At 71.0% G+C, this 17161-nt stretch carries 15 protein-coding genes; 8 read left to right on the top strand and 7 right to left on the bottom strand.

The annotated features are described in order from the left end of the window. The first annotated feature begins 39 nt into the window (after positions 1-39). Both cmtR and H4W81_RS04715 read left to right on the top strand, forming a co-directional pair. On the top strand, positions 40-354 hold the full coding sequence (gene cmtR / locus H4W81_RS04720; protein WP_425574702.1) for a Cd(II)/Pb(II)-sensing metalloregulatory transcriptional regulator CmtR: 315 nt from the start codon (positions 40-42) through the stop codon (positions 352-354). Positions 355-548: 194 nt separating this feature from the next. Further along, a complete protein-coding gene (locus H4W81_RS04715; RefSeq protein ID WP_192773637.1) occupies positions 549-1589 on the top strand; it encodes a Gfo/Idh/MocA family oxidoreductase in 1041 nt (346 codons plus the stop codon). A 115-nt stretch (positions 1590-1704) separates the two neighbouring features. Here H4W81_RS04715 and H4W81_RS04710 read toward each other — a convergent pair whose 3' ends face one another. Further along, entirely contained in the window at positions 1705-2124 is a 420-nt protein-coding gene (locus H4W81_RS04710) for a tautomerase family protein (RefSeq protein ID WP_192773636.1), read from the bottom strand. A 132-nt stretch (positions 2125-2256) separates the two neighbouring features. Here H4W81_RS04710 and H4W81_RS04705 point away from each other — a divergent pair, with 132 nt between their 5' ends. Next, on the top strand, positions 2257-2931 hold the full coding sequence (locus tag H4W81_RS04705; protein ID WP_192773635.1) for a winged helix-turn-helix transcriptional regulator: 675 nt from the start codon (positions 2257-2259) through the stop codon (positions 2929-2931). 140 nt (positions 2932-3071) lie between these two features. Here the strand turns inward: H4W81_RS04705 and H4W81_RS04700 are convergent, their stop codons facing one another. The 3 genes from H4W81_RS04700 to H4W81_RS46740 all read right to left on the bottom strand — a co-directional run bounded on the left by H4W81_RS04700 (position 3072) and on the right by H4W81_RS46740 (position 5248). Beyond that, positions 3072-3836: a tyrosine-protein phosphatase gene (locus H4W81_RS04700; RefSeq protein WP_192773634.1), complete on the bottom strand. Its 765-nt coding sequence runs from the start codon at positions 3834-3836 to the stop codon at positions 3072-3074. A gap of 100 nt (positions 3837-3936) precedes the next feature. Beyond that, a complete protein-coding gene (locus H4W81_RS04695) occupies positions 3937-5169 on the bottom strand; it encodes an RNA-guided endonuclease InsQ/TnpB family protein (RefSeq protein WP_225958461.1) in 1233 nt (410 codons plus the stop codon). After that, complete coding sequence (locus H4W81_RS46740; RefSeq protein ID WP_420538742.1) at positions 5114-5248, bottom strand: transposase; 135 nt, start codon at positions 5246-5248, stop codon at positions 5114-5116. The genes H4W81_RS04695 and H4W81_RS46740 overlap by 56 nt, the downstream gene beginning before the upstream one ends. Before the next feature lie 295 nt (positions 5249-5543). On the opposite strand from H4W81_RS46740, the gene H4W81_RS04685 reads away from it, so the two are divergent. Continuing rightward, a complete protein-coding gene (locus H4W81_RS04685) occupies positions 5544-6326 on the top strand; it encodes a hypothetical protein (protein ID WP_192773633.1) in 783 nt (260 codons plus the stop codon). On the opposite strand, the gene H4W81_RS04680 is transcribed toward H4W81_RS04685, so the two are convergent. After that, a complete protein-coding gene (locus H4W81_RS04680; RefSeq protein WP_192773632.1) occupies positions 6307-8796 on the bottom strand; it encodes an ATP-binding protein in 2490 nt (829 codons plus the stop codon). The genes H4W81_RS04685 and H4W81_RS04680 overlap by 20 nt on opposite strands. Before the next feature lie 274 nt (positions 8797-9070). After that, positions 9071-11176 carry a M6 family metalloprotease domain-containing protein gene (locus tag H4W81_RS04675; protein ID WP_192773631.1) on the bottom strand — a complete coding sequence of 702 codons (2106 nt, stop codon included), beginning with the start codon at positions 11174-11176 and terminating at the stop codon, positions 9071-9073. Positions 11177-11273: 97 nt separating this feature from the next. Between H4W81_RS04675 and H4W81_RS04670 the strand changes: the two genes are divergently transcribed. Both H4W81_RS04670 and H4W81_RS04665 read left to right on the top strand, forming a co-directional pair. Then, positions 11274-12395: a PucR family transcriptional regulator gene (locus tag H4W81_RS04670; protein ID WP_192773630.1), complete on the top strand. Its 1122-nt coding sequence runs from the start codon at positions 11274-11276 to the stop codon at positions 12393-12395. Positions 12396-12557: 162 nt separating this feature from the next. After that, positions 12558-13523, top strand: a complete 966-nt coding sequence (locus H4W81_RS04665) for an amidohydrolase family protein (RefSeq protein WP_192773629.1) — start codon at positions 12558-12560, stop codon at positions 13521-13523. A gap of 119 nt (positions 13524-13642) precedes the next feature. Here the strand turns inward: H4W81_RS04665 and H4W81_RS04660 are convergent, their stop codons facing one another. Continuing rightward, positions 13643-14059 carry a MarR family winged helix-turn-helix transcriptional regulator gene (locus H4W81_RS04660; protein ID WP_318781526.1) on the bottom strand — a complete coding sequence of 139 codons (417 nt, stop codon included), beginning with the start codon at positions 14057-14059 and terminating at the stop codon, positions 13643-13645. Between the two features lie 69 nt (positions 14060-14128). Between H4W81_RS04660 and H4W81_RS04655 the strand changes: the two genes are divergently transcribed. Next, on the top strand, positions 14129-15886 hold the full coding sequence (locus tag H4W81_RS04655; RefSeq protein ID WP_192773628.1) for an ABC transporter ATP-binding protein: 1758 nt from the start codon (positions 14129-14131) through the stop codon (positions 15884-15886). Positions 15887-15938: 52 nt separating this feature from the next. Beyond that, positions 15939-17156 (top strand): MFS transporter, encoded by a 1218-nt coding sequence (locus H4W81_RS04650; protein WP_225958460.1) that lies wholly within the window; start codon positions 15939-15941, stop codon positions 17154-17156. The last annotated feature ends 5 nt before the right edge of the window (positions 17157-17161 follow it).

Here is a 17161-nt window from a genome sequence, read left to right as displayed (position 1 = left end):
ATATACAGCACGCGCTGTATATACAGCAACTCGTGTATCCTGATAATCGTGTTCACTGTGGAGACCCGGCTCGACGCGATGGCCAGGATCGGCAGAGCCCTGGCCGACCCCAACCGCTGCCGCCTGCTCATCGCCCTGTTGCAGGGTCCCTCCTATCCGGCCAGGCTCGCCGACGAGCTGGGGCTGACCCGGCAGAACGTCTCCAACCACCTGGCGTGCCTGCGCGGGTGCGGGCTGGTCGTCGCGGTGCCCGAGGGACGGCAGACCCGCTACGAGATCTCCGACGGCCGCCTCGCCCACGCCATCGAGGACCTCATCCACGTGGCTCTCGCCGTGGACCCCGACCACATGTGACCCGGGTCCTGCCGTCCCGCGGGTCGGTTCGCGGCCGCGGCAGGCCGCTCCGCGGGGGCGGTGGGCAGCGCGTTCAGGCGTACCGGCTCGATGGGCACCGGGCGGAACCCCCGCCGGAACCCCGCAGACACCTCGCCGAAGCGCCCGGTGCGGCACGCCGGATGGCAAGATCGAGGACCGGATATCGTGGGGTGATGAGCGAGATCCGGGTGGGCCTGGTCGGGTACGGCACGGCGGGAGCGGTCTTCCACGCCCCGCTCATCCACGCGACGCCGGGCCTGCGCCTGGCCGCCGTCGTCACCCGCGATCCCGACCGCGCCGCCGAGGTCACCGCCAGGTACGGCGCCGCCGCCGTCAAGGACGCCGACGACCTGTGGCCCCGGTGCGACCTGGCCGTCATCGCCTCGCCCAACAGGACCCACGTCCCGCTGGCCACCGCCGCGCTCAACGCGGGACGCGCCGTCGTGGTCGACAAGCCCCTCGCCAGAACCGCGGACGAGGCGCGTGAGCTGGTCGAGCTGGCCGGGCGCAAGCGCCTCATGCTGACCGTCTTCCAGAACCGCCGGTGGGACGGCGACTTCCTCACCCTTCGCCGCCTGATCGCCGAGGGCGCGCTGGGCGACATCTACCGACTGGAGTCGCGTTTCGAGCGGTGGCGGCCCCGGCCCAAGGGCGGCTGGCGGGAGAGCGGCGGCGCGGACGAGGTCGGCGGCCTGCTCTACGACCTCGGCAGCCACCTCGTCGACCAGGCGCTCCAGCTGCTCGGCCCGGTGCGGGAGGTCTACGCGGAGAGCGATGTACGCCGTGAGGGCGTCGCCGCCGACGACGACTCCTTCCTGGCGCTGACCCACGACAGCGGCGCCCGCTCGCACCTGTGGGTCAGCGCGCTGGCCGCCCGGCTCGGCCCCCGCTTCAGGGTGCTGGGCTCGGCCGCCGCCTACGTCAAGTACGGCCTGGACCCGCAGGAGGACCGGCTGCGAGCGGGGGCGGTGCCTGACGAGCCGGGGTTCGGCGCCGACCCCGAGGAGCGCTGGGGCAGGCTCGGCACCGACGACGCGAGCGAGCCCGTGCGCACCGAGCCCGGCTCCTACCTCGACTTCTACCAGGGCGTCGCCGCCTGCCTGACCAACGGCTCCGCGCCGCCCGTCGACCCCCGGGACGTGGTGGACGCACTCACGGTCATCGAGGCCGCCCGCCGCTCGGCCGACGAGCACACGGTCGTCCGCGTGCGCTAGCCGGAGGCCTTAGGGGTCCGGCGAGATCTCACCCTCGAAGACGAAGAGCACGGGCGGTTCGTCGGAGGCGGGCGCATGGCGCTCGATGGTGGAGTCCACGCACACCACCGACCAGTCACCCCGCGGGTGTGCCGTTCAGCTCGGTCATGGCTTCGACGATGTCGGGGTTGTCGGATTGCAGGCGGCCTGCCCAGCCCGCGTTCTCGAGTGGGTAGTGGTTCATGAGGATCAGCGTCTCCTCGGTGTTGGCGAGGCCCTGGTAGGCCTCGGCGATCGTGTCGTGGATCCGGCCGGCCATCTGCCGCTTCGCGTCCAGGTCGGCGAGCTCGGGCGCTTCGAGGAAGCACAGCGGCCGGATCGGCTCCGCGGCGAGCTCTCCGTCCTGGGCGACCTGGTCGGGCGAGTACTCGCGGAGCCAGATCCGGACGTCGGGAATGTGGTAGGCCGCGTCGATCGCCGCGGTGATGTCCCGCATCATCTTCTGCTTGGCCTCGTGCCGGACTCCGGTGGGAGCCTCGATGAAGAACTGGGGCATGAGCGTTCTCTCTCTTCTTCTCGGACAGATCCGCCAAGACGGCGGCCAACCATGGTTGGATAGTACAACCGAGAGGTTGGAAAAAACAACTATAGAGACGGCCTTTCCGACTTTGTGGATAGGATCGTCGGTGTGGCGGGCAGGCGGAAGTACGACGACGGGTGCGCGGTGGCGCACGGGCTTGACCTGATCGGAGAGCGGTGGGCGCTCCTGGTCGTTCGCGAGCTGCTCCTCGGCCCCAAGCGCTTCACCGACCTGCGGGCGGGGCTGCCCGGGGCGAGCGCCGACATGCTGACCCAGCGGCTGCGCGAGCTGACCGAGGCCGGCGTCGTACGGCGGCGCAAGCTGCCCCCGCCCGCCGGCTCCTGGGTGTACGAACTGACTGCATGGGGTGCGGAGCTGGAGCCGATCGTCACCCAGCTCGGGCGGTGGAGCAGCCGCTCACCGACACTGCGGCGCGACGCCGAGATCGGCGCCGACTCCCTGGTGCTGTCCCTCAGAGCCCTGTTCGACCCGAAGGCCGCCGAGGGGTTCGACGCGGTCGTGGCACTCGGACTGGGCGAGGGTCGCTTCCGCGTCCAGATCGCCGACGGGCGGCTCGAGATCGCACGCGGCCAGGCCGATCGGGCCGACGCGACGATCGAGACCGATCCGGGCACCCTGAGCGCCCTGTTGTACGGTGACCTCCCCCTCGCGGAGGCCCTGCAGGCCGGTGGCCTGCTGCTCGACGACCCGAGGGGCCTGGCCGAACGATTCCTGCGCCTGTTCCCCCTGCCGGAGCCCGCCGCCCTGCCGGACCGGAGTTGAGTGCTCTACCCGTGCCTGATGCGCACATGAGGCCCCCGGTGAAACATGAGGTCGCCCCACGCTACGAGATCTGTCGGGCCTGATCAATGGAAAAGACCTCCGGTGCGCCACGCGCACGGAGGTCTTCGGGCCCGGCCCGGTCAGTCCCTCAGCCGGGACCACAGGGCCGCGCTGTCGGACTCGGTCCAGCCGTTCGCCTTCAGCCAGGGGATCGGGCCGCCGAAGCGGTCGTCGAGCACCTCGAGGAACTGCTCGATGTAACGCGCCCTCGGCATGTGGTCGTCGGCCGGCCTGGAGTCCAGGTCGTCGCGGTAGGTCGCGCTGGCCCTGAGCCTCGTCAGGACGCGCTCCAGCCGCTCCCCCGTCGCCACGTAGTCCTCGACGATGGCCTCTCTGGTGGCGCCCGCCACCGACAGCGCCAGCGCGCACAGAACTCCCGTGCGGTCCTTGCCCGCCGCGCAGTGCACGATCGCGGCGCCGTCGTCCAGCGCCATCACGCGCAGCGCCGAGACCACCGAGTCGGGGCGCTCGCGCAGGTATCCGTAGTAGAAGCCGGTGACGCGCAGGTCGTCGTCGGCGTTACGCTCCTGCCACGGCAGCGCCTTGTCGGCGTCGACGTCGGTGTGCCTGCCGCCTTCGGCGAACAGCGTGTGGTGGTGGACGGTCACCTCCGCCACGGAGGTCAGCGGCCCCGGTCCCTCCAGCGCGACCTCGGGGCCCGAGCGTAGGTCCACGACGTGCCTGACCTTGTGCGAGCCGACCAGCAGATCGACGTCGGAAGGGGTCAGGCCCTGCAGGTTGTCGGATCGGAGGATGCGGCCGTGCCGCGTCGTTCCTCCGTCGGTTGTGGGCAGTCCGCCCAGGTCACGAACGTTGACAGCACCCTCAAGATCAATCCATCGCACTAATCGAGCCTATATGTCGGGATAAGTCTGTGCGGATTCGCCTTTCGTAACGCAGCATGAAGAGGTGACTCCTCCGCTCCCTGAAGAGAGCGGCTTCTCGCTAAGCCGCTTCCGCAGCGTCGCGAAGGGCAAGCCCTGTCCTGAGGATGTTGATCGCCGCGTTCACGTCGGCGTGCGCAACATGTCCACACGCCGTGCACGCGAATTCGGCTTGGGTGACGCGGTTCTCCTTCGCACAGTGCCCACAGCGGGCGCACGCGCGGGAGGTGTTGGCGGGGTTCACCGCGATCAGCTTGCGACCGGCGCTTTCAGCCTTGTGCGCGAGGATCGTCAGGAACACCCCCCAACCCGCATCCAAGATGGAACGGTTGAGGCCGGATTTCTGCGCGACGTTCCGGCCCGGCTCGCTGAGCGTGCCGGACGCGGAACGGGTCATGTTGGCGATCCGCAGGTCCTCGTGCACGACCACGTCATAGTCGCGGACCAGGGCCAGCGCGGCCTTGTGGGTGTGGTCGAGGCGCTGGCGGCGCACCTTGGCGTGCAGCGCGGCGACGCGGGCGACGGCCTTGCGCCGCCGCTGGGAGCCGCGTTTCTTGCGGGCCAGGGCTTGCTGTGCGGTCGTGAGCCGGTCGGCGGAGGCGGTCAGGTGGCGCGGGTTGGCGAGCTGCTCGCCGTCGCTGGTTGTGGCCAGCGATGCCACGCCCAGGTCGATGCCGACGGCCGCGCCGGTGGCGGGGAGCGGCTCGGCGAGAACGTCGTCGCACGACAGCACGACGAACCAGCGGTCGCCTTCCCGCTTGACCGTGATCGTCTTCACGGTGCCCTGGAGCGGCCGGTGCCGGTGAACCCGGACATGCCCCACGCCCTGCAGTCGGACGAACGTCGCCGAGGGATGACCGGGCTGGGCGTCCCACCGGCAGCCGTCGCCGTCCTTCGGCCACTGCACCGTGTCGAACCGGCCCTTGCCCTTGAATCTCGGAAAGCCCGGTGCGCGCCCGGCCTTGACGCGCGCGAAGAACGCCGTGAACGCCTTGTCCAGACGCCGCAGCGTGGCCTGCTGGGAGGAGAACGACCAGCGCGCCTGCCCGTCGGGGTCATCGGCCCTGATGTGTTTCAACTCGGCCGACTGCTCGCCGTACCGGATCGTGACACCCGCCTTGCGGTAGGCGGTGCGGCGGTGCTCCAGCGCCGCGTTGTAGAGCTGGCGGTGGTCTTCCAGGCACTGGGTGAGCGCGGCGGCCTGCCGGGCGGTGGGGCGGATCAGAAACTTGAACGACCTACGCACGGATCCGCCAGCCGTGCTCGTTTGCCTTGGCGCGAACCAGTTCCTCAAGGCGGTCCTCCACCCGCCCGCCGAGGACCGGGCGGCGATACCTCGGGCACCACACGAGGTGGTACCCGAGTTCGTACACCGCACCTGGACAGGTGCGCGCCTGACGAGTCACACGATCATCATGACCCTGTCACGTATCCAGCGTGCAGGAAACGGAGATCTCTGATGTGCGGATCAGGCAGGTCATGCAGGTCAGGCAGGTCACTGCACGCTCGGGCCTCGACGACCCTCCCGCTCCCGATACCCCCATCGCCTCAGAGCGACGGTCCCCTCGGGAGGAACTGATGGATCCGCGTGCTTTTCCCCCGCGTCTGGTGCTCGATCCTTCCCTCCCGCCGGAGGTCTCGGCTCAGCTGAGAGCGAGCCCATACGTGATGCGCATGGCCAGAGCGGGCCGCCAGCACGAGCCCGCGCGCAACTCCGCCCTGCTGTTCGTGCTGCCCGGTTTCCTGCTGCTGATCTGGATGCTGACCAATACCGCCGGGATGGTCGTCGCGCTGGTCGGCATGTCGCTGATCGGGCTGATGCGCTGGATGGCCATGGACGAGACCAACCGCACGGCCAGGCGCCGGCTCAGACTCGCCTACGACCACGCCGACCGCTACGTCCTGCCCGAGGACCTCGACTACCCCTGCCAGGTGCTGCTGCGCAGGGCCCAGGACGCCGCCGACACGATCCTCTCCTCCGAGGTGCACAGGGCGGGCCTGATCGACTCCATCGACAACAAGGTCTCGCTGCCCGAGGAGGTGTGGCAGATCGCCAGAAGGCTCGCCAAGCTGTCGCGGATGCACGAGGAGCACCGCAGGATCGTCCCGACCGACCTGCCGAAGAACCTCAGAGCCGCGTTCGCGCCCTACTCGGGCGCACTCGACCAGGCCTGGACGTCGCTGTCGCAGCGCGTGCGCCACCTGGAGGAGTACGCGCTGCAGGTGCTGAGGGCCGACGACGTCTACCGCGCCCACCGGCGCCTGGAGATGCTGGCCGCCCGCACCCCCGACTACCAGCGCCTGCTGGCCGAGACCGTGCGGGACGACCTGGCGTTGCCGCACATCCAGCAGCTGGCCGACCAGGCGCGCCACGTGCGCGTGCTATTCGAGGAGTCCATCCAGGAGGCCCGCAGGGCCGCGGGGCACCTGATCAGGACTCCGCTCTCCTGAGCAGTTCGAGTGTCCTGCGCATGCCCGCCTCGTTGCCGAGGCTGCGGTAGATCTCGCGGGCCCGCTCCAGCGGCGGTACGGCCGCGGCCCTGTCCTGCGCGTCGAGGTGCGTCTCCCCCAGGTAGCGCAGGCTGCGCGCCATCCACCACTGGTCGCCGAGCGCCTCGAAGGCGGCGACGCCGCGTAGCAGCTCCGTCTCGGCCTCGGCCTTCCTGCCGAGCCTGGCCAGAGCGCGCCCAGCCGACAGGTGGGTGCGCGCCACGCCCCACGAGTCGCCGAGCGCCGAGAGGATCTCCTCGGCCCGCCGTACGTCGTCGAGCTCGCGCAGCCCGTTGGTCGGGTCGCCCACCTCGCCCGCGGCGCGCAGGCAGCGCGCCTCCTCCCACAGCTCGCTCCTGCTCCTGAACATCTCCGCGGCCCGGTCGAGGCTGAAGCCCGCCTTGGTGAACAGGTCGGCCGCCGCCCTGTGGTCGCCCTCCCTGCGCAGTCCTCGCGCCTGCGCCGCCAGCACCTCGCCGTACGCGCGCAGCGTCTGCGCCTCGGAGTAGCGGTTGCCGTCGCGCTTGAAGACCTCCAGCGCGTCCTCCAGCAGCTCGCGGGCCTCCTCTGGCCGCCGTTCCGCCAGGCGGAGTTCGGCGAGGTTGCGCTGGGTGCGCGCCATCCACCAGTAGTCCTCCTCTGCCCTGAAGGCGGTGATCGCGTCGATGAGGTAGCCCTGCGCCCTGTCGAGGTTGCCCTCGTTGAACAGCCGCATGCCGATCGTCCGCATGGCCCTGGCCGCCCACCACGACTCGCCGAGCTCGGTGAAGATCTTCAGCGCCTCGGTGGCGCCGTCGCCCGCGCTCACGGCGGTCCTGTCGAGCAGGGCGATGCCCAGCGCGCGCCGGTCACCCGTATGGCGGGCGGCCTCGACCGTGATCTCGGCGATCTCGCCCCAGTCCGTCCAGTAGGCCCGCAGCGAGTGGCAGATGGAGCAGAAGGCGCGGCCGAGGCCGAAGACCAGCTCCCACAGCTCCATCGACCTGGCCTGGTGGATCACCGCCATGAGGCTGAGACGTTCGGCGTTGAGCCAGTCGCTGGCCTGTGTCTGTCCTTCGAAGTCGCCGACGCGGCCGGTGCGGCCCCAGTCCTGCGGCCAGCGGGCCTGGGCGGCGGCCTCTGCGCGGCGGCGGTAGCCGTACAGGACGCGCTCGATGGCGGCGGTGCGCCTGTCCTCCTCCAGCTCGGCGGCGAACAGGCGGACCAGGTCGTGCAGGCGATAGCGGACGGCGCCGGTCTGGTCGGCGCCCGAGCTCTCGGCGAGCTGGACGTCCACCAGCGCCTCCAGCTGGTCGACGCCGTCGAGCACGGAGACGTCGAGCAGCTCGCCGGCCACCCAGCCGGGGACGTCGGGCGAGGTGAGCGAGGACAGCAGGCGCAGCAGGCGGCGCTGCATGCCGGTGCAGTCGTCGTAGCTGAGCTGGACGGAGGCGCGCACGCTCTTGTCAACGGTGCGGGCCAGCTCCAGCTGGTCCAGGCGGCGGCGCTCGTCGGCGAGCCGGCCCGCCAGCTCGCGCAGCGACCAGGTGGACCTGGTGGCCAGCCGTCCGCCGCAGATGTTGATCGCCAGTGGAAGGTAGTCGCAGATCCTGACGATCTCTTTGGCGGCGCTCAGGTCCTCGACGACGCGCTCGCCGCCGGCGAGCCTGGCCAGCAGTTCGACGCCCTGTGCCTCGCTGAAGACGCTGAGCTGGGTGTCGTAGGCGTTCATCAGGAACAGCGGCTGCCGGGAGGTGACCACCACCGCGCAGCCCGGCTCGGCCGGGATGAGCGCCTTGACCTGCTCGGCGTCGTCGACGTTGTCGAGGCCGATGAGGATCCTGCGGCCCTTGGTCCAGGTCAGCCAGAGCTTGCGCAGCTCCTCCAGGCCGCCGGGATCGGTGGTGAGCCGCACGCCGAGGGCGCGCAGGAAGCCGATGAGCACCTCGTCGGGGCGGATGCCGCGCAGGCTGGCGTAGAGGCGGCCGTCGGGGAACCACTCGGCGATCTCCTGGCCGAACCTGGCCATCAGCGCCGACTTGCCGACGCCGCCCCTGCCGTACAGCGAGACCACCAGCGGCGGCGCCAGCTCGCTCGCCCTGCGCCGCTCGGCGAAGACCCTGCGCAGGTCGGCCAGCGCCTCGGTGCGCCCGGTGAAGTGCTCGGGCGAGGGCGGCCACTGGTCGGGCGGTCGCCACAGGGGGTCTTCGGGACGCGGCGGCTTGGCCGCGTCCTTGCCGCCCGCGGTGGTGGCCCAGGTCGTCACGCCCACCAGCACCGCCGCCAGCCCGGTCACGCCGATCTTGGCGGCCGGCGGGATCTCCCACTCCAGCGACGCGGCCAGGATGCTCGCGGCTCCCGCCGCGGCCCCCGCGGCGACCGGCGCCGCCCACACCCGCCTTGTGCGCCGGGGTTTCGGATCGTCCTCCGTCAGTCGCAGCGGCCCCGTCACCACGCACCCCCTTCGGGGTGATTCAAGCCGATCACGTACGGCCCGCGCCAGTGGTGGCGCGCTGTCCACCGAATCGACATCGCGCGGCCACCGTCATGCCTCCGGCATGGACCCGCCGCCGGCGAAGGCGGCGGCGCAGGCCGCGGCGCGGTCGTGGAGCAGATCGACGGTCGCCCGCGCCCGACGAAGCTGCTCGGCTCCGCAGGCAGGTCGCCCTCTCGCGTCACCCACGCGTGGTAGACGGGGTACGGCCGGGCCGTACCCCGTCTACTGGTTACAGTCCGGCCACGTGACAGGTGGCTGTCACGGACTTGGCGGGGTCGGACTCGGAGGTGGCGGTCAGCGTGACCTTGGCCAGGCGGCTGCCGCCCTCGGCGCGCAGGGCGTTGACCGTGACGGACTCACGCTCGCCGTTGGCGACCGCGGCGAGGGCGTTGGGCAGCTGGGTGCTCCAGCCGCGGCCCTCGACGGAGGCGCTGAGGCGGTAGACGTCGCCGCCGAGGTAGGCGGAGACGTCCTCGGGGTGCGCGGCCGTCGTGGCGCTCGTCCTGCCGGTGTTGAACAGCGGGAACGCGCAGGTGGACAGGCCCTTGCCGGTGGGGACGCCGGCGGCGGGCAGCAGCTTGAGCCCGCGCCGGTGCGGGCCGGCGCCGTCCAGGGAGCGGACCGCGACGGTGTAGGACAGCACGCCCTCGCGGTCACGGTGCACGTCGGTGATGTAGAAGTGCAGGCGGTTGCCCTCGTCGACGTACTCGTACTCGCTGCCGGAGTCGGTGCCGGCGTGGAAGAGGGCGTCGGACAGCTGGCGGTAGTCGCCGATGGTGATCGGGACCTTGGTGCCGTCGGGCAGGACGTAGTCGGTCATGTTGATGTCCTGCGGGTTGGCGTCGATCACCCACTCGAACGGCGCCCTGTCCTGGTTCTTGGTCTTGGCCAGCAGCACGCCCGCGTCGGGGGTGAAGGAGTCGGTGCCCATCCGGTCGACGACCTCGACGGTGTAGTTCTCGTAGCCGCCGCCGTCGCACAGCGGGTCGGTCTGCCACTGGCAGGAGGGCGACTTGTCGCCGGAGTCGAACTGGATGTTGAGGCCCATCAGGCCGTTCGGCCCCGGCTGGACGGCGCGGGCGGTGACCTTCGCGGTGACCAGGCCCGACTCGTCGAGCGCGTCACGCGACAGGCGTAGCACGTTCTCCTCGTCGACCATCTTCAGCTTGATCTTGTTGCGCAGCATGTGCTGGGCGCCCATCGATCCACCGGAGGTGGGCGGGATGATCCAGCGGCTGTGCGGGCCGCCGGGGCCGTTGAAGCTGCCCCTGCTCAGCATCTCCCAGATGCCGGTGTAGGCCCTGCGGACCGGGTTGGCGTAGGGGTTGTTGTAGTTGTCCAGCACGCCGAGGATGTGGCTCAGCTCGTGCGCGTAGACGCCCATGCCCGAGCTCTCGGCCTGCACGGAGTTGACACCGATCTCGGCGTTGGGCCAGAAGTTCGAGCCCGCCTGCCAGGAGGTCCAGTCGACGTAGCGGGTCTTGACCCAGTTGGGCAGGTTGGGGTCCTCCGGTCCCCACTCGTCGGGCACGGCCTCCTTGGTCGGGAACTTCATCATCCCGAACTCCTGCCAGGTCGCGGACTCGTCCTGGCCGGCGCTGAGGTAGAAGATGAAGTCGAACTTCTTGGCCTCCTCCTCGCCGATGGCGCCCACCCACAGCGCCTTGCCCTCGGTGCGCAGGTTCTTGTTGCACGAGTCACCCGCCGGGCAGCCGGTGCCGCCCTGGAACTCCATGGCGTACTCGTGGTCCTTGCCCGACATCGTGTAGGGCCCGAACCCGGTCAGCTCGACGCCGTAGCGTCCGCCGGAGTCCTCCATCCAGTACTCGTGGATGGTGTGGCCGCGGTTGAGCGCGTTGGGGGTGTTGAGGAAGTCCTGGTAGAACTTGGCCACCTGGTCGCGCGGCACGTCGTGCGCCTCGGCGCTGGGGTTGCGGTAGATCGTCGCACCCTTGGGCTGCGTGACCACGAACGACTGGTTGGGGTAGTCGAGCAGCACCAGCGCGCCCTTGAAGGTGCGGGTGGAGCCCTTGACGCTCGGGTCGGCCCAGTTGGTGCCCGGGATCTTCTTGTAGTCCGCCCACGTCATGTGGTCGGGGTTCTTCCAGTTCTGCGGGTCGATCGGGGCGACCGAGGCCGAGGGACGGCCGCGCAGCGACGGGTCGGACTCCGGCTCGTCACGCTGCCACGGCTGCGTCTGCGGCCAGTGGTCCTGACGCCAGGGGATCTGGGGGTCGCCGGGGGGATCGGCGGAGGCGGGGGTGGCCGCAAGACCCACAGGGACCAGCACAAGGGCCGCCAGCAGGCCTTTCAGCAGCTTCTTCGGGAGATTCACGTTTCAGGACGCTATAGACGCACTTGACGCAGATCACCGATCAGTTGTAGGGAAGAATCCGCTCCCTTTCTCCGACATTTGCCGAAAAGGCCAGGTAGTGCTCCAGCGCAGCGTCGACGACTTAGCCATCCGCCTCGGGCGGCCCCTGTTGCTGGAGGACCGCTTCCAGCGCATCATCGCCTACTCCGAGCAGGACGGCGCGATGGACGACATCAGGCGCGACTCGATCCTGCGCCGCCACACCACGCCGGAGGTGCGCGGGTTCCTGCACGCCGCGGGCATCCTGGAGGCCGTCGAGCCGCTGCGCACCCCTGGCGCGCCCGCTCTCCGGCTGCTGCCCAGGGTCTGCGTCCCCCTGCGGCACGACGGCGCCCTCATGGGCTTCCTGTGGTTCATCGACGCGGACCCCGCCATGTCGGCGGCCGAGATCGGCGAGGCCAGGACGGCCGCCGCCGCGCTCGCCGTCGCCCTGTTCCACGAGAGTCTCGCCGCGGGCCTCGCCTCTCACCGCGAGCTGGAGGCGGTCACGGGTGTCCTGTCAGGCGACCCCGACGCCTCCCGCGCGCTGATCGAGGCGGGCTTCCCCCAGGCGCTCGCCGTCACGGCGCTGGTGGCCACGCCCGTCGCCGCCGAGCCGTCCGAGGCGGCCAGGCTGGCGCTGGAGCAGGGCATGCTGACCGTACGGCGCCGCCTGGGCGGCCTGCACCTCGTGCGCTACGACCACGCCACGCTCCTGACCACGTCCCCGCCGCCGGCCGAGGAGGTGCACGCCGCGATGGCGCTCCCCGTGGTGGTCGGCGTCGGCCGGCCCAGGCCCTCGCTGGCCGAGGCGGCCGCATCCTACGCGGAGGCCCTGCACGCCGCCCAGGTCGCGGCCAGGGTGCCGGGCCTCGGCAGGACCGTGGAGTGGACGCGGCTCGGCGTCTACCGGATGCTGACCCACGTCCCGAGGGCCGATCTCCATCCGGGCCTCGAACGGCTGCTCGCCGACGCCCAGCACCTGCCGCTGCTGGAGACCCTGGAGACCTACCTCGACCTGGCGGGCAGCGCGGTGGCCACCTCCCGCCGCCTGCGCCTGCACCGCACGTCGCTGTACTACCGGCTGCAGCGGGTGGAGGAACTGGCCCAGACCGACCTGAAGGACGGCGGCGAACGCCTCAGCCTCCACCTCAGCCTGAAACTCGCCCGCCTGTCCGGCCGCTACCGCCCCCGCTCCTGACCCCTCCCCGCACCCCGACGCTCGGCCCCCCGACCACCCCCGAAGAACCCGCACGCGGCGACGTCCGATCACCCTCGGGAAACGCCCGCCCTCAGTGACATTCGATCAGTGGGTGTGATTGATTTGCCACCACGTGTGCTTTTTAATCACACAATGGGAGCGTTGACGCGGGCATTCGGCACGCGTCCGCCCGCGCCCGTCATCCTCCACTCCGCCCCCCTCGTGCTCCCCGTCACCGCCCCTCCCCTGCGCGACGGCGCCGTGGTGGTCAGAGGCGAACGCGTCCTCCAGGTGGGCCCCAGGACCGACCTGCGCACCGCCTTCCCCATCGACGAGGAGATCCGCTGGCCGGGCATGATCACGCCAGGGCTGGTCGACGCCTGCCGTACCGGGCCGCTGGGTCCGGGGGTGACATGGGCGGCCGACGTGGGCGAGCACGACAGGCCAGGCGGCGTCACGTACCTGGAGGTCGGCTGCGCGAGCGAGCAGGCGTGGGAGGAGCGTGACCGCGACGCGCTGATCACCGCCATCCGGGAGCACGCGGGCCCCGTGGGAGTGGCGGCGCACGCCACCGACCCGCAGGTGATGGAGGATCTGGCGGTGCTGGCGAGGACGTTCGGGCTGCGGCTCACGGCCGATCTCGGCCGCCACTCCCCCGCCGCGCTCGACGAGGCGGGCGTGCTCGGCCCGCACTGTCACGTCGCCGGTGCGGGCCCGCTCGGGCCCGGCGAGCGCAAGCTGCTGCGCCTGCGCGGCACGTCGGTCGCGCTGTCGGGGGGCGACGTCTCGGCGCTGGTGGAGGAGGGCAATCCGATCGCGCTGTGCGGGCCGCCGCTGGCCGCCGCCAGGGCCGTACGGCAGGCGACGCGGCTGCCACGGCTGGAACGCGTGCTCGTCGAGGCGGCGACCATCGGCGGGGCCCGGGCGCTCGGCAGGGCGGAGGGGCCCGGCAGGATCGGCACGCTCGCGCCCGCCTGCGCCGCCGACCTGGCCGTCTTCGACACGCGCGGAGGCCGCAACCCCTACGCCGCACTGCTCGACCAGCCACCCCTCCTCGGCACCGTGATCGGCGGCCGTACCCACCCCGCAAGAGCGACCCAGCCCGAACACCACGAAGAAACGGGCTGACCACCCGTCCGAGCTACACGAGAGCACGGACTGACCGCTCGGGAGAACGAGAGCAGGCGGGGCACCGGCGGCTCTCCCTCAGGTTCTTTCGAAGGCACCCAGGTCGCGCGGGAGCCGGTCTAGGCCTCGTCGACCTTGCCGAGCAGTTCCCTCAGCGTCTCGCGCTGCTCGTGTGACAGCCCGCCGAACAGCTCGCGGGCGACCTCTCGACGAGCCTGCCTGACCTGCTCGTAGACCTCTTCCCCGCGCCCGGTGATCAGCAGCAGCGTCGAGCGGCGGTTGGCCGGGTCGATCTCCCTGCGCACCAGCCCCGCCTCCTCCAGCGCGTCGACGACCGGGGTGAGCGAGCGCGGCACGATGCGCAGCGCGTCGGCGAGCTGGACCATGCGCAGCGGACGCCCCGCGTCGATCAGCTCGCGCAGCGCCCGCGCCTGGCCCGGGCTGAGCCCCAGCGGCTCCAGGCTGCGGCGGTAGCCGTGTCGCGCTCGGTGCCCGATACGGTGCACGAGTTCGAGCAGCTCGGAGATGGTGTCCACGATCACGAGCCTACCGGTGGAATTATTGTGAGGTAACCTCTGTTAGAGGAAACATCAGAAAGGGGTCAAATGACCGAAGAACCACGCGCGCCCCTGCGGCGCATCATCAAGCTGTTCAGGCCCTACCGCGGCCGCCTGGCCGTCGTGCTCGGCCTCATCTTCCTGTCGTCGCTCGTCTCCCTTGCCTCGCCGTTCCTGCTGCGCGAGGTCCTCGACGTGGCCATCCCCTCACGGGACATGACGCTGCTGGCGCTGCTCGCGCTCGGCATGATCGCCGTCGCGGTCACGACCAGCGTCTTCGACGTCATGCAGACGTTCATCTCCACGACCGTCGGCCAGCGGGTCATGCACGACCTGCGCACCACCGTCTACGGTCACCTCCAGCGCATGTCGCTGGCCTTCTTCACCCGCACACGCACGGGCGAGGTGCAGTCGCGCCTGGCCAACGACATCGGCGGGATGCAGCAGGTGGTCACCTCGACGGCCACCTCGATCGTCTCCAACCTGACCAGCGTGGTGGCCAGCGTCATCGCGATGCTGGTCCTCGACTGGCGGCTGACGGCGATCTCGCTGCTGTTGCTGCCGCTCTTCGTCTGGATCAGCCGCAAGGTCGGCGACGAGCGCAAGCGGATCACCGCCCAGCGGCAGAAGAAGCTGGCCGTGATGTCGTCCATGGTCCAGGAGTCGCTGTCGGTCAGCGGCATCCTGCTCGGCCGGACGATGGGCCAGTCCCCCGAGCTGACCCGGCGCTTCGCCGCGGCCTCCGACGAGCTGGCCGACCTCGGCGTGCGGTCCAGCATGGCCGGGCGCTGGCGGCAGTCGTCGATCCAGATCATCATGGCCGCGATGCCCGCCCTGATCTACTGGGCCTCCGGCACGACCTCGATGGTCTCCATCGGCACGGTCGTCGCCTTCACCACCCTGCAGACCGGGCTGTTCAGGCCGGCCGTCTCGCTGATGCGGACGGGCGTGGAGGTGCAGAGCTCGCTGGCGCTGTTCGGGCGCATCTTCGAGTACCTCGACCTGACCGTCGACATCACCCCCGGCGCCAAGGTGCTCACGAGCCCGCGTGGCGAGGTCCGCTTCGAGGGCGTCGACTTCTCCTACGGCGAGGCGCCCACGCTCTCCGGCGTCGACCTCGTCGTCCCGGCCGGATCGAGCCTGGCGGTCGTCGGCGAGACGGGCTCGGGCAAGACCACGCTCAGCTACCTGGTGCCGCGCCTGTACGACGTCACGGGCGGAAGGGTGCTCATCGACGGCGTGGACGTGCGCGAGCTGAGCTTCGAGTCGCTCGCCGCGACCGTCGGCGTGGTCTCGCAGGAGACCTACCTCTTCCACGCCTCCATCGCCGACAACCTGCGCTTCGCCAAGCCGTCGGCCACCGACGAGGAACTGGTCGAGGCGGCCCGCGCGGCGCGCATCCACGACCACGTCGCGGCGCTGCCCGACGGCTACGACACCGTGGTCGGCGAGCGCGGCTACCGCTTCTCCGGCGGGGAGAAGCAGCGGCTGGCCATCGCCCGCACGCTGCTGCGCAACCCGCCCGTGCTCGTCCTCGACGAGGCGACCAGCGCGCTGGACAACCAGACCGAGCGCGCCGTGCAGGAGGCCCTCGACACACTGGCCGACGGGCGCACCACGATCACCATCGCGCACCGGCTGTCGACCGTCCGCGACGCGGACCAGATCGTCGTGCTCGACGGGGGCGGGGTCGCCGAGCGCGGCACCCACGAGCAGCTCATGGAGCTCGGCGGCCGGTATGCCGCACTTGTCCAGCGAGAGGATGTCCCAAACGTGAATCCGGTCACAACCGGAATCCGTTTCTAAACCGCTACGTTCCAATCTCTCGGCACACCCTTTCCCAAGAGATTGCACTCCCTTGCTGCTCAGCTCCCTCAAGCACCACAATTATCGCCTCTGGGCAGGCGCCGACCTCGTCTCCATCACCGGCACCTGGATGCAGGTGCTCGGCGTCAACTGGCTCATCCTCGAGGCCACCGGCTCGGCGACGAGCGTGGGTCTCAGCCTGGTCCTGCAGGCGCTGCCCACCCTGGCCTTCGGCCTGTGGGGCGGCGCGCTGGCCGACCGGCTGCCCGCCCGTCCCGTCGTCGTCGCCGCGCAGATCGCCCAGGGGCTCCTGGCCGTCGTGCTCGCCGTCGTGGCGTTGAGCGGGGTCACCTCCGTCCTCCCCGTGTACGGCGTGGCGCTGGCGGGCGGCCTGGTCACCGCGCTCGGCAACCCCGCGCTCGGCCGGTTCGGCGCCGAGGTCGTCCCGCCCGCCGACCTGCCCAACGCGATGGCCCTCGGCTCGGTCATCAACTCCGCCGGACGCATCCTGGGCATGAGCCTCGCGGGTGTGCTGCTTCCTCTCACGGGCACCGGCGGCCTGTTCCTCATCAACGCCGTCAGCTTCCTGGCCGTGATCGCCGCCATCGCCGCGATGCGCTCGGGAGAGATGCACCTGCTCGCCAAGGCCCCGCCGGGCGCCGACGGCATCCGCGAGGGCCTGCGCTACGTGCTGCGCACCCCCTGGCTGCTGGTGCTGCTCGCGCTCTCCCTCATCCTGGGCAGCCTCGGCCGCAACTACCAGGTGACGATGGCGGCGATGGCCGCCGGGCCCCTCGGCGCGGGCGCGACCGGTTACGGCCTGCTGTCCACGGTCTTCGCGGTCGGCACCGTGCTCGGCGGGATCTTCGCCGCGGGACGGCCGCGGCTGACCATGCGCCTGCTGCTGGTCACGGCCTTCCTGGCCAGCGTGGCCCAGGCGCTCAGCGGCCTGGTGCCCGGTCTGTGGCTGTTCGCCGCGCTGCTGCTGCCGATCGCCGCGGGCGCGGTCGTCATCGACACCACGATCGGCGCCAGAGCCCAGCTCGGCAGCCCCGACGAACTGCGCGGCCGGGTCATCTCGGTGCTCGGCCTGGTGAGCGCGGCGGCGGGCGCGCTGGGCGGGCCGCTGCTCGGCTGGCTCAGCGACGCCATGGGACCGCAGCTCGCGCTGCAGATCGGCGGCGTGAGCACCACGGCCGCCACCCTGCTCGCCGCGCTGGCGCTGGCCAGGGTGACGGGCGTCAGGATCCTGCGCGCAAGGACCGCGTAAGGTCT

The sequence above is a fragment of the Nonomuraea africana genome, from assembly GCF_014873535.1.
Taxonomy (GTDB): Bacteria; Actinomycetota; Actinomycetes; order Streptosporangiales; family Streptosporangiaceae; genus Nonomuraea; species Nonomuraea africana.
Note: the sequence above shows the minus strand (reverse complement) of the source record. Positions and strands in the feature narration are given on the sequence as shown.

Excerpts from the sequence above, each read along its gene's own strand:
- H4W81_RS04655 (WP_192773628.1), top strand. The coding sequence starts at position 14,129 with ATGACCGAAGAACCACGCGCGCCCCTGCGGCGCATCATCAAGCTGTTC.
- H4W81_RS04715 (WP_192773637.1), top strand. The coding sequence starts at position 549 with ATGAGCGAGATCCGGGTGGGCCTGGTCGGGTACGGCACGGCGGGAGCG.
- H4W81_RS04685 (WP_192773633.1), top strand. The coding sequence starts at position 5,544 with ATGCGCATGGCCAGAGCGGGCCGCCAGCACGAGCCCGCGCGCAACTCC.
- H4W81_RS04710 (WP_192773636.1), bottom strand. The coding sequence starts at position 2,124 with ATGCCCCAGTTCTTCATCGAGGCTCCCACCGGAGTCCGGCACGAGGCC.